The sequence below is a fragment of the Actinokineospora inagensis DSM 44258 genome (assembly GCF_000482865.1).
GTDB classification, from domain to species: Bacteria; Actinomycetota; Actinomycetes; order Mycobacteriales; family Pseudonocardiaceae; genus Actinokineospora; species Actinokineospora inagensis.
In genome coordinates this window covers 19,071-30,724 of sequence record NZ_AXWW01000032.1, presented here as the reverse complement: position 1 = coordinate 30,724, position 11,654 = coordinate 19,071, and the positions used below count along the sequence as shown (strand labels likewise).

Below are 11,654 nucleotides of genomic sequence, written 5' to 3'. Positions count from 1 at the left end.
CTGTTGCACGTCGCGCCGTATAATCCGAGGTGCTATCGTGAGGACTCATTTGTGGATCGAAGGTTGGCGGAAGCTGATGGACGAGGGCGTCGCGCAGGCTCGCATGCTGGTGATCGCGCGCGAGTCGCGAGGGCTTCGGCAGGGCGAGGTCGCCGCCGCGATGCAGGCGCTGGAGGGGCCTGGATCGAAGGTGAGTCAGGCGTACGTCAGTCGCGCCGAGAGTGGCAGGCTCACGGTGACCGGTGACCGGCTGGAGCTGTTCGCCTCCGCGCTCGGCTACCCAGTCGGGTTGCTGACCCGCGCCGAGGCCGAGATGGGCGCCGGGGTCGGTCTGATCCACCACCGCAAGAAGCAGGCCGCGCCCGCCTTGGAGCTGCGCCGCATCCACGCATTGCTGCACCTGAGCAGGACACAGCTACGGCGGCTGGTGGCAGGCGTCCCCAGGTGTGCAGAGTTGGCGGTTCCGCGCGTCGACGTTGACGACTTCACCTCACCGGAAGACGCCGCCCGCCTTGTCCGGGCCGAGTGGGGGCTCCCCGCGGGACCACTGGACTCGGTGGTCGGGGCTGTGGAACGAGCGGGTGGGTTGGTGCTGACCAGGGAGTTGCTGCCACCGGTCCCCCTCGATTCCGGGAACACGAGTGTGCCGGTCGACGCGGTGAGCTGCTTCGTCCCCGATGAGGACCCGGTCGTGCTGCTCAACGCGGGCACCCCGGGAGACAGACAGCGGTTCACCCTCGCGCACGAGCTGGGCCACATGGTTATGCACTCGATGCCGCACCCGGACCAGGAGCGGCAGGCGGACCGGTTTGCCGCCGAGCTCCTCATGCCCGCCAAGGACATCCGCGACGACTTGGGAGCGGCCAACGACCTGCGGGCACTCATCGAACTCAAGAGGCGCTGGAGGGTATCGGTGTGGGCGTTGATGCGCAGAGCCCACACTCTGGGAAAGATCACCGACTGGCAGTACCGCAACCTGGCCGTGGAGATGACCAGCCTCGGGTTCCGGACCACCGAGCCGGACCCCCTGGACGCCGAGAGACCCGGCGCGGTGCCCGACATCGTGCGGTGGCACCTCGACGCCGACCGGACCCCTGACGACCTCGCCGAACTCGTCCTGCTCAACCGGGAAGAGTTCGACTCGCTCTACCGCCCGCCTCTGGGTGGGAACCCGCGTGCCACCTGTTCCCCTCTGTACGAGGTGCTTTCATGACCGACAACACGCCACGGGCGGATGTACCCGCCCCGCGCCCACCCACCGACTCCACGGACATCACCGCGCTCGCTCGGTGCCCCGGACCGGTCGCTCCCGGCGGGGCCGTCGCCGCGCTGACCGATCAGGTGCTCGTGCACGCCTCGTACGAGGCGGGGGCCCGCCTGCTACCCAGCCTCCCGCCGTCCGCTCCCGGCTTGGTGCTGGGTGGTGTGATGGCCCTTCGCGGAGTCCGGAAACTGCGGGACGGCGGGTACAGGGGAATCTTGATCGCCGACCCAGAAGGCTACAAGAAGGCTGAAGCGACGCCGGACGTCCCCTTCGTCCTACCCGAGGGCGATGGGTTGTTCTCGGTGTCGCTGGACGACGTGCTCCGGCAGCAGCGGGAAAGTGGAGCCTCGGTCGCGATGACGCCGACCGGCTACCTCCACGTGGGTGAGAGCGAGCCGCTCAAAGCCGCCGTCGCGCAGGTCGCCGTGCTCGACCGTGATGACGTGCTGCTCAGCGTGCCCATTGATGCGGCGTGGCTCAAAGACGAGCACTTCCCGCAGTTGCTGGCGATCCTGTCGCGGACGCAGGCGCCGAAGGTGGTGTTCCTCGGTGGCCAGGGCGACCCCGTGGCCAGTCACAAGTCGGCGGTTCCCAACTTGCGGCGCCTGGTCTCCGAGGGTGGGCACGTGGGTGTTTTCCGTACCGACCTCACCGCGTTGGACGCGATGTGCCACGGCGCCTTCGTCGCGTCGATCGGCACCGGTGGCAGCCATCGGCACATCGTCTCGCCGGGGGAGCCATCCCGTGCGCGTGCACAGGATCCATCACCCAGCGTGCTCTACCCCGCCCTCATGTCCTTCCACAAGGGCAGTCTCCTCGCGGAGCGGTTCGCGAACACGCCGCCGCCCACGTGCGACTGCGTCTCCTGCCTCGGCCGCGGACTAGATGGTTTCCTTGGCCGTGAGGACACTGTCGCCGCGCACGCACATGGTGTGCACGTATGGTCCGAGTGGTGCGAGGAGATGCGGTCGTGTGCCTCGCTGGCCGACCGCACCTGGTGGTGGAAGCACCGGTGTGAAGTGGCGGTCGAGGCGCGGATGGCCGTCAACGAGCTAATCGAGATCCCGGACGCGTTCAAGGTGTCCCGCCCGTTGCGGGCATGGGCTCAACTGCCCCCTTGGCCTTCCGGCCCGAGGCCTACGCGCTTCCCTGTTCCTTGAGAGCGCTGTACACATCCTCGGCGAACTTCCACTGCGCCGCCGTGTGGCGTCGCCGCGCATAGGGTCGCGGCTCAGAGAACACCGCCTGTTCGCTCGCGATGGAGGTGAACACGCCCACGCCGAATCTCAGCGCCTGCTCACGCAACTCGTCCTCGTCAGAGGGAAGCGTTGTGAGCAGGACAGCCCGGGCACAGAACGGCGCGAACGCCCCCGCGCTCCGCAGGCCCACCCGCCAGTCGCGTGCCGCGATCAACGCCAGCTCGACCGCCACCGGCGCCACGGCGTGACGCACCACACCACCCTGGTGGACTTCGACGGCGTGGGCGGGCGCCTCACGGACGGCGACACGCTCACGCTCGGTCAGATCCGCTGTCGCAACCGGCAGTCCTACCGGCAGACCCATCAGGCAGTTGAGGACGTCCAAGGACATCGCCGGAGCGGGCGCGAACTCCCGCCTACGAGCCACTTCCGGTTCGTCTACCACGTGGGCGAGCCCCACGGGCCTGCCCGTCAACCGCACTACCGTGACAGCGGTCGCATCCGTCCACGATGGACTTGATGCTGCACGGACCGCGGCACCGAGTACGGAAGCAGTCATGGAGCACCTCAGATCGTGGCGGGTGGGCGGGCGGCGGCGGGGCCCATTCAACACGAACGGCGCCCGGGGGGCAGCACCAACCGTCGAGGTCCTCGTTGATGGTTCATCTGCCGCCCCTCAACGAAGATCAGACCTCGGGGACGGTGACGTAGCACAGGGAGGGCTTGACCTGCGGGGCTCAAAACTCGGCTCGATGCCTCTGACCTACGGGTTAGGCTGCCGGGGCGGGTCGTGTGCGATCGGAAGGGGTCGTGACTGGGCGTCGGTGGCTACTGCGGCTGGTAGGTGCTGACTGCGGCGGCCGAGACCGTGGTGATGACTAAGTGCTCACCGACTAACGGCTCCCGAGCCAGTCGCTCGATGCCGTTGACCTGCGGTTGGACGTCGTTGAGACTCGTTGAGCGCTGCTCGGAGAGCCCTTATGTGTGAACTATGTACAGCATATCGCGTTGACCTGCGAGAATGGCTTTTCGCAGGTCAACGCGAGTCCGTTTCAAGTCGTTGAATGCTGTTCAGTGCCTTTTCGAGCGCATTTCTGCTCCCCGTTTGCTCCCCGGAGTGCTCCCCGCACGCGGGTGCGGTGATGCGCGCTCTGGTAGAAGAATGCGCTGCGGCTGGGCGCGGGTGGACGCTTGGAGCACGTGGTAACGCGCTGCATGTTGCCACACTGCGTGACCTTGGTGGACCGTGTGCCCGGCGCACGCACGGTGTAGGCCGAGGATGTCCCGTCGTTCGTCTCTACAACCACGACGTGCCCACCGAGGGCGGCCGCTCAGCTCACTCTGATCTGATTACCTGGTCTCAGCACTGGCACGATCAAAGTGCAGCTCGCTGCTCCAGGATGTTCAGGTCAGGGACTATGAGCACCCGACGACGATCCGAACGTGATCCCCTTGCCCACCCCGACCGGACAGGTCAAGCGCAAACGACGCCTCGCAAGACTGCTCAACCACAACAAGCCAGCTGCCTGAAACCCGCAGCTCACAGCCGGTGACAGCATTTTCGACCAGTACACGGTCCTGGTTCGGAAGAATACGAGCCTGGCCAGCGTGACAATGGAGAAGACGATGAGACTCACGTTGATAGTGACGTTGACGCCGATGAGCACTGCGCTTGAAGTCCCCGAATGGCGAGGGCGGCTCCGCACGAGGCCACGACCGACTGAGCCGCATGGCACCACCGTTCGACCACCTGGCGCCGGGAGCGCCCCGGCACCAGGCACTTGCACCCGCTGACCGATCCACCCCGCCAGGGAGGCATGACCGTGCCCAGCATCAACTCCGTCGGCTCGGCCGATCGGGGCTGGGTATGCCCTCCCAGGCCAGGGCGCAACCGTCGGCGCCGCCGCTCACGATTAGCGGTCCATCCGTGCGGGCGACGACCGTTATGTGCGTGACCTGTCCCAGATGCGCCTTGGCAGCCGCCACCTCTCGACCTTGCTCGATGTCGATGAAGGTCATGGCGCCGTCGGAACTGCCCAGGGCCGCGAGAAGCTGGCCGTGGCGGTTGTGGCCGGTGGCGGCGCTGTAGGTCTTGAAACCGGACCGGATTGGCGGCAGCAGTCGAGCTCCCGTGGCCGGATCGAGCACGACGATTGTCCCTTCGCCGTCGATGGCGATCAGCGCGGGCCGGTCGTCGCTGATGGTCCCGGCACTCAACGCTATCGGCCGGTTGCACGGCGTACGAATGGGGTCCATCTTCTCTCGAGTGGTCGAGTTGAAGCGATGAACCGTTCCGTCGACCAGGATGACGGCAACCGCGCTTTCGTCGCCGACCGAAACATGGGCCATGCCTTTGATCACGTACGGCAGGTCGGACACCACCGTGATCTGTCCTTGCTCGTCCCTGATGGTCATGGCCAACAGGGAGGTGTACGCGGCGGCGAAAACCGAGCCGCCGTCGGGAGTCAGTACGATCTTTGGGCTCCTGACGCCCCAATCGAGCCTCTTCCTGTAGATGATCCGCTCCGTGGCGAGATCCACCACGACAAGCCCGCCGTCGACCGCGGCGGCCATCACGCTGGTGCCCTGATGGATGCCGGCCGCCACGGCCAGGGTCTTTTTTCCGTCGAAGATTTTGGGCGCACGGACTGTCACACCGGTTGCGGTGTCGGCCAGATCCAGCGTTCCGTTGCCGTACGCGCAGGCCAGCAGAGGCTCGCCCGCCGGGCGGGGAACAGCGGCTAGCGCGCTCACCGCCGATTCCTGATCACGCGGGGAGCTTCCGAGGATGTTCGCGACCGTCCAGATGCGTACCCCGCGTGACTTGCTGCTGGCCACCACGCGGGGGCCGCCCGGGCCGGGCAGCGCGCATATGCCTCGAACCTCGCTGGTGTCATATCCCAATCTGTTGGCGCCCGGCTCGGTCTCGCCCAGCAGCACTCCGGAGACGAAGTCCCATAGTTGGATGCGCGCGTCCACGAGGCCGACCGCGAGCGCGGAGCCTCCGTCAGGCAGACGCACGGGGGCGACGGCGCAGACCGACCGATCGAGGAAGCGCAGCGGCTCGCCGATGGGACGGCCGGTCGCGGGGTCCCAGACACGCACCATTCGCTCCCCGGCGATTGCCACCCACGACCCGTCCGGGGCGAGCGCGGCAGCGACCACCCGTCCCGTCTGCCGGCCGAAGGTCCTCGCGAGCTTCTCCCCGGACAACGGATCACGGAGAAGAACTTCACCGTCCTCCCTGACCGAGGCAGCGGCGAAGGTCCCGTCCTCGACCATCACAGCGCCCACACCCGGCATCAGCGAGCCGTGACCTTTGAGGGCAGTGCCCAGCTCACGGTGACCAGTCGGATCCCAGAGCTGCGACCGGGTCGCCCAAGCCCTCCCGCAGCAGCGGTTGGCTGACCTCGTCGCCCGCCTTGGTGGCGACTGCGGTCACTACGCCGGTCACGACCGCCAACGCCAGCGACCCGACCACGGCGGTGAGCTTGGTGGCCGTGCGCTTCCACCACGACCGCGATGGCGGTGCTGGCACCGGCGGTTCGGCGGAACCGGTCCCGTCGGCATGTCCGGCGCTCTTGGTCTGAGTGGTGTCCTTGGTTGTCCCAGCGGGTTCGGTGCCCTCGGTGGCCTTCGGTCGCCGTTGCCCGGGCGCTGCCCGCTTCTTTGATCGGGCGTTCACCGGTCACACTCCGGGACCGGGACGATGGCGTCGCCCGGGGTCAGCACGAAATCCGACAACGACGAGGGCACGTCGTGCGTACCGCGCGCGAAGACCGCCACGGGACCCGCAGGCGAGCAGAAGACCAGACCACCCTGGGTGACATGCGGAGCGACTTCCAGCGTTTCAGCCAACTTGCGCAGGTAGTGGGTGCGCGACTCGGTCCCACGCCACTACGTGACCACCTCATCAACGCTGATTCCGCCATGGAAGTCGGACATATGGGTCGCGAGGCCGTCATAGTCACCGGCGCAGGCCGACTGGTGCACCTGCCCCACGACCACCCAACCTTCGGCGAGCTTAGCTCCGTCCGCGCCGATGGAGGACACAGTGCCGCATTGTCGCTCGGTCGTGGCAGGGACGGGATGGGCCTGCGGTGCGGGCATAGACGTGCAGGCCGTGACCGTCGCAGCAGCGAGGCCGACGAACAGACGCTTGACCATCGGACGGTCTCCAGAGGTGATCGACTGCGCCCAGATCGTACACCACACGCTCTTCAAGCATCAGGGCAACTGCCAGCCAAGAAAGTAAGGGTTCCGATGGTTATGGAACCGCCGGTAGACACGCTCGCCTCAGCGTAGATGCGCAACGGGTTGCTAGTCGCGAGGTTGCCGACTAAGTAGTTCGTTCATGTCCAGCCAGTGATTTTCGTAATCGTCAAACCGGTGCAGGCGAATATTTTGGGTCTTCCAGTTCTGAACTACCAGCAAGAAGAGTTCGCCACCGATGTATACTCGTTCATTGGCGGGTCGGGCATCCTGTTCTGCGCGGACGCGTTTCGCAAGATCTACCCAATCGTCGAAGTCGCCTACTGGCTGCGGTTTGATGCCGAAGCCTGGTTGTTCGCAGAGTTCGGACTCGAAATTGCTGGTCGAACGGTAAGTGTAGCGAACTACGTTGTTCGAAGTCTCGCGGAAACCGAAGTGATATACGGTGCAGGTCGGGAGATCTTCATCGGCTTGGAACTCATCCCAGATCTTTCTCAGTTGTGCGGGTGCGAACTGGTCGACCATATCGATGTCGCGAGCGACAAGGAATGAGCATAGGAACTCATTCCAACTCGCACCAAGGTTGGCAAGGCCGGTCACAGCCAGCGCCATATTCATATGCGGTACAGCCCATGCCTTGGACTGGAACATGAGGGGCTTACCCTCGGTAGTCGTGGCGAGCGTGTCTGTGAGAATCAGGGCGGCTTCGTCCATATGCCTGAATGTCAACAAGCTCACTGGTGCCTCCTGGTGCGTGAAGATTTGCCCGGCACGTTACCTGGAGGTACCGACATCCTTGGCCCGCTCAGCTCGCGTTGTCGAGTGCGGAGCTGATGGACTCGCGGTCGGTCGAGCGTGCTGACACGGTCGGGAGCAGGTGGGGAGGCGCAGTGCGACAGTCGACGCGAGGGGCAGCCACAGCGGCGAGATGCGTAGGGGAAGTGCCCGCGCAAATCAAATGACGAAAGGCCCAACTGGCTCTACAGCAGTGGTTGTGCGACGTATGTCATGACCCGAGGTCGATCCAGTCTGCTGGGACCATTGCCCCTTGGCCGTCTCGCCAGCGTTGGATCACTGCTGTGCTGAAGACCGGCTGCTCGAGGTCCGCGTGTTCCATGGCGATGACTTGCAGCTTTCCATCTGCGGCGGTGATGGTGTCGGCGATGGCTTCGTAGACGTGCAGGAGGGCGGTCCTGTCGGCTTCCTCGAAGGGCTGCAGGGTGGCTCCTTTGTAGTCGGCGGGGAAGTAGACCTGGGAGGGTTGGTCGAAGACGAGGAGTTGGGGCACGGGCTGGTCGTGGTCGATGAACCATTCGTGCAGGCTCAGGAACACGGCTAGGTGGTAGCCCAGCCAGTTCTGTCCGCCGCCGATTTCCTTGAGGGGGACCGGGCCGTCGGGGGTGTCGGCCACGACGGTGAGGCGACGCAGGTCCAGGCGGATGGGGGCGTCGGAGTGTTCGAGGGCGAGTGCGCGGGCCTTGGCGGTGATCTTCTGGTTGATCAGGGACAGGCTGCTGTTGACCCGGTCGGCCTGCACATCGTCGCCGAGGACCTCTTCCAGGCTCGCGATGTCCGTGCGCATCTCCTCGCGACGATCGGTGATGCGCGGGGCGACGGTATAGCGTTCGGAGTTCTCCAGGAACAGGCTGATGCGTCCGCGGACGGCCGCAGCGCGAAGCGTTGTGTCGCGGTATCGCGCGGCCTCGCGTATACCGGCTTCGAGGGCTTGTCGCTCGTCCTGGTTGGCGCTCAGGGCACGACGGTGTTCGCGCAGCAACTCTTCCTGCTCGTCGATCAATGCCTGGATCTGTGGAGTGTCGTCGCTGACGTGGACGACAGTGGCGTTGAGTTCCTCCAAGTCGGTTCGCAACGAGGTCACGACGTCGTTCGGGTCGGTCACGACGCTGTTGCAGACCGGGCACTGGTCCTGCGAGGTGTCGGCGCCGACCTTGAGCAGGGACAGCGACGTCAGGCGTTCGCGGTGGTCGAGTGCGTGCGTCATGAAGTCGGTGCGTTCGCCGAGGGCGGTTTTCAGGTCGGTCAGCCGGGTGCGCGCCTGCTGAAAGGTGATGCGCAGCCGATCCCTGTCCCGGGCCAGGGACGCCAGTGGGTCGTCGTCATCAGCGGGCGTTTGCGGCAGGCCGGGTAGGGGCGCGGCGGCGGCTGTTCTGAGCGACTCAAGCGCATCGTCGAGGGTGAGGGTGTTGGTATCGCGGGTGTCGAGCAGGGAGTTCTCGATCGCTTCCCTGACCAGGGCGCGGGCCTGCCCGGAGGCCGGTGCGGCGGACTCCTGTTGCGCGAGTGCCCGTTCGTGGTCGCGTAGGTCGATCTTCATCCGTTGCAGCTGCGCGCGCCGCGCGGCTTGTCCAGGGTCCACGGCTCCGATGAAGTAGGGGAAGATGTCGCGGATCGTCCTGGGGCCGTGGTCCTCTCCCTGCGAGTGGAACAGGTGGTCCGGGTTCGCGACCACGTTCTGGGCTTGGACGCAGAAGTACAGGGCGTGGCGGATGGACGGGGACATGGTGTTGCCCCGGGTGGTCGGCAGGCGGATCGACTGGTCGATGCCGGTGAACTCGGCCAGCTGTTTGCGGGCGGCGTCGATAGTGAAGGTGAACTGCAGCTGGTCGCGGGCGAGCGGGGCGTCACCGGGCTGCTGGAACACCAGACACATCTGGGGAGAAGGTGTGGTGCCGCTGGCTGCTGGACGGGCCACGAACAGCTGATGCTGTCCGAGGACGATCTGCACGGCGAACACGCTGACGTACTGACGCAGCTTGCCCGCCCTGATGGGGTAGCGGTTGTCGCCGCTGGCCATGCAGTAGTCGGTGATGTCCCAGATGGAGGTCTTGCCGGTCAGGGAGTCGCCGGTGACTATGTTGAGCCTGCCGAGCTCGAACTCGAGCGTGCGGACCTGGTCAGGCTGCTTGCCGTAGAGGGTCAGGCACTTCAGCTGCCAGGTCATGGTCGTACTCCAAGCAAGGTGAGGACGGTGGCCGTGGAGCCGCCGGTGGGCAACCACCGGCCGAGCATGTGGGCGGCCTTCTGGACCGCGGTGGCTTCGGCCGACCGATTCCGGATTCCCTTCGGGATCGCCTTGTCGCGCAGGGTAAGCGCTGCCGCCTCCAAGAAGAGGACCCGGTTCTGCAACGCGAACAGCAGGCCCGGCCGTACGACGGTGAGGAGCCCGGGGGTGTTGGTAGACATGTAGACCCTGACCGCCCCGTTGCTCTCTGCCCATTCGGTCATGCTGGCGTTGGAACGAGGCAGCAGAGCGCGAACCGCGGGCTGCAACGCCATGATGGATGCTGTGAGCACGAGGGGCAGTGGACACCCGGGCTGATGCTTCTGCGCGTGCCCTTGGACGACGCGGGCGCAGACGAGGGCGAGAAAGGCCGGGTTGTACAGCGCCCGCTCCTCCCGACTGAAGTCGACGGGACTGCTCATCTACCCGACACCGGCTCGAGCAGCGCCATGAGGCGCACCTGGAAGTCAGGGTGCCAGCCGACCCGCTGCGCGTCGGCGAGGATGTGGTAGGAGCCCATCGTCACGAACGGCGCATGACACTCCTGCCGGATCGAGAACCGGGCTTCCTGCTCGACCCACTTGTAGATGGCGCGAGCTTCACGAACTCTGATCTCCTCGGCGGTCTCATCGCCCAACTCCTCGCGCATCGCATCGAAGCGGATCGACCACTCCTCGACGAGGAGCCGCTCGTACTTACCCAGCTCGCCCGGCCGAAGCAGGTTGTCATTCGCCCAGCGCGACCGCTGGGTGAACGCCCGCAGGTAGTCGCTGACCGCCCGACGGACCCGGTTGTCGCCGATGCCAGCGAGGTGTAGCTGCCGGACGAAGACCTGGTCCCCGTGATCGACGTCCGCGCCATCCATCTCGGCCACGTCGTCATCGATGGGTAGATTGTCCGGGCCGAAACCGTCGCGGCGGTCGCTGAACACCTGGTCGAACTCCAGACCGGTCACCGGCCCGGACGCCCGATTGCGCAGCTGGGTGACAACCCTCCGGAAGAACCACCCGTCCAAGCGCTCCAGGAAGACCTTCGCGTGTTGGGGGCCCACGGCGAGGCCAAGCAGGCGCAGAAGGCGCATGGTCGTCTCGTCGATGTCGGGCGCCGCATCGAGCACGTGGACCCGGGCAATCAGAGATCGGCGCTGGTCGGCCGACAGCGCGTCCCATGCCTTGTAGGCGGCCTCGTTGGCCTTGTTCCTTGAGTCGTGGCGGGCTTGGTCGAGCAACTCCAGAGCCCTGACCTCGTCCCGGGGGCTGCCAGGGCCAGGAGGCCGGAGGTGGTAGGCGGCACCGCCTTCGGCTGCCTCGGCGGTCGTGAGCAGGAAGAAAGTGGGACGGTCTTGGTCGTCCGCGGGTTCGATCCAGTCGGTGGCCCAGATCCGCAGGCTCTTCCACAAGTCGGTGGCCTTGTCGGTCATCCGGGTTCCCGGAGTTCGGTGCTTGAGCTGGTAGAGGACCGAGCCAGCGTCATCGTGGACCTCGATGTCGTCGCCCGCTTCGATGGCCACCGACCAGTCGGGTCCGGCGCCGGTCTGCTCGACACAGAAATACAGAGCCTTGCGGAGTTGGTAGAGGTAGCCGACCGCCGACGCCGACGCCTCGAATAGATCGATCTGCTCGCCCAATCCGAACCTCCCCACGCAGCCTTGCTGGGAATCCTCCGCCTGTCTCGCCGTTAACCGTGATGGACCACCTATTTGTTACACAGCTCGACGAGCGAGGTGCGCAGCGCGACCACTCTGCCACCCCGGCCCGACGACGCAGACCATACCCAGGACCCGCAGTGCCGGTTCCTAGTCTGTAAGGGGCTCGTAGATCGTCGCCGCTGCCTGCTTGACCGCCGCGGCGAGGCGCTGGTTCTGGGCCCAGGCGGCATCGACGCTGCCCAGTCGAGCTGCCGATGAGGCAACTGGGAGATGACAAGAGAAGGTGGTCGTGCGGTTCAAACCTGCCTG

General features: G+C 65.9%; 11 protein-coding genes. 2 read left to right on the top strand and 9 right to left on the bottom strand.

The annotated features are described in order from the left end of the window. Positions 1-37 precede the first annotated feature (37 nt). Positions 38-1,213 carry an ImmA/IrrE family metallo-endopeptidase gene (locus tag H504_RS34970; protein ID WP_157440397.1) on the top strand — a complete coding sequence of 392 codons (1,176 nt, stop codon included), beginning with the start codon at positions 38-40 and terminating at the stop codon, positions 1,211-1,213. Next, complete coding sequence (locus H504_RS34965) at positions 1,210-2,424, top strand: hypothetical protein (RefSeq protein ID WP_051385827.1); 1,215 nt, start codon at positions 1,210-1,212, stop codon at positions 2,422-2,424. Before H504_RS34970 ends, H504_RS34965 begins: the two co-directional genes overlap by 4 nt. On the opposite strand, the gene H504_RS38665 is transcribed toward H504_RS34965, so the two are convergent. The 9 genes from H504_RS38665 to H504_RS0114060 all read right to left on the bottom strand — a co-directional run bounded on the left by H504_RS38665 (position 2,402) and on the right by H504_RS0114060 (position 11,324). After that, positions 2,402-2,854, bottom strand: coding sequence for a hypothetical protein (locus tag H504_RS38665; RefSeq protein ID WP_157440396.1), 453 nt, complete (start codon positions 2,852-2,854; stop codon positions 2,402-2,404). The two genes, H504_RS34965 and H504_RS38665, sit on opposite strands and share 23 nt — an antisense overlap. Positions 2,855-4,296: 1,442 nt before the next feature. Beyond that, positions 4,297-5,745 carry a WD40 repeat domain-containing protein gene (locus tag H504_RS0114095; protein WP_342668776.1) on the bottom strand — a complete coding sequence of 483 codons (1,449 nt, stop codon included), beginning with the start codon at positions 5,743-5,745 and terminating at the stop codon, positions 4,297-4,299. 55 nt (positions 5,746-5,800) lie between these two features. After that, on the bottom strand, positions 5,801-6,148 hold the full coding sequence (locus tag H504_RS0114090; RefSeq protein ID WP_026423310.1) for a hypothetical protein: 348 nt from the start codon (positions 6,146-6,148) through the stop codon (positions 5,801-5,803). Continuing rightward, entirely contained in the window at positions 6,145-6,321 is a 177-nt protein-coding gene (locus H504_RS41160; RefSeq protein ID WP_157440394.1) for a hypothetical protein, read from the bottom strand. Before H504_RS41160 ends, H504_RS0114090 begins: the two co-directional genes overlap by 4 nt. A gap of 39 nt (positions 6,322-6,360) precedes the next feature. Then, the gene (locus H504_RS0114080) at positions 6,361-6,630 is read right to left on the bottom strand and encodes a hypothetical protein (protein ID WP_026423309.1); all 270 of its coding nucleotides are present in this window, start codon (positions 6,628-6,630) and stop codon (positions 6,361-6,363) included. 153 nt (positions 6,631-6,783) lie between these two features. Then, the gene (locus tag H504_RS41155) at positions 6,784-7,389 is read right to left on the bottom strand and encodes a hypothetical protein (protein ID WP_157440393.1); all 606 of its coding nucleotides are present in this window, start codon (positions 7,387-7,389) and stop codon (positions 6,784-6,786) included. Positions 7,390-7,681: 292 nt separating this feature from the next. Beyond that, the gene (locus H504_RS0114070) at positions 7,682-9,637 is read right to left on the bottom strand and encodes a DUF3732 domain-containing protein (RefSeq protein WP_026423307.1); all 1,956 of its coding nucleotides are present in this window, start codon (positions 9,635-9,637) and stop codon (positions 7,682-7,684) included. Continuing rightward, positions 9,634-10,119: a three component ABC system middle component gene (locus H504_RS0114065; protein WP_026423306.1), complete on the bottom strand. Its 486-nt coding sequence runs from the start codon at positions 10,117-10,119 to the stop codon at positions 9,634-9,636. Before H504_RS0114065 ends, H504_RS0114070 begins: the two co-directional genes overlap by 4 nt. Continuing rightward, complete coding sequence (locus H504_RS0114060) at positions 10,116-11,324, bottom strand: ABC-three component system protein (RefSeq protein ID WP_026423305.1); 1,209 nt, start codon at positions 11,322-11,324, stop codon at positions 10,116-10,118. The genes H504_RS0114065 and H504_RS0114060 overlap by 4 nt, the downstream gene beginning before the upstream one ends. Positions 11,325-11,654: the final 330 nt, after the last annotated feature.

Bases quoted from the DNA above. Each gene is read 5' to 3' on its own strand.
- H504_RS0114065 (WP_026423306.1), bottom strand. From the start codon at position 10,119: ATGAGCAGTCCCGTCGACTTCAGTCGGGAGGAGCGGGCGCTGTACAAC.
- H504_RS0114095 (WP_342668776.1), bottom strand. From the start codon at position 5,745: ATGGTCGAGGACGGGACCTTCGCCGCTGCCTCGGTCAGGGAGGACGGT.
- H504_RS0114070 (WP_026423307.1), bottom strand. From the start codon at position 9,637: ATGACCTGGCAGCTGAAGTGCCTGACCCTCTACGGCAAGCAGCCTGAC.
- H504_RS34965 (WP_051385827.1), top strand. From the start codon at position 1,210: ATGACCGACAACACGCCACGGGCGGATGTACCCGCCCCGCGCCCACCC.
- H504_RS41155 (WP_157440393.1), bottom strand. From the start codon at position 7,389: ATGGACGAAGCCGCCCTGATTCTCACAGACACGCTCGCCACGACTACC.
- H504_RS38665 (WP_157440396.1), bottom strand. From the start codon at position 2,854: ATGTCCTTGGACGTCCTCAACTGCCTGATGGGTCTGCCGGTAGGACTG.
- H504_RS0114080 (WP_026423309.1), bottom strand. From the start codon at position 6,630: ATGGTCAAGCGTCTGTTCGTCGGCCTCGCTGCTGCGACGGTCACGGCC.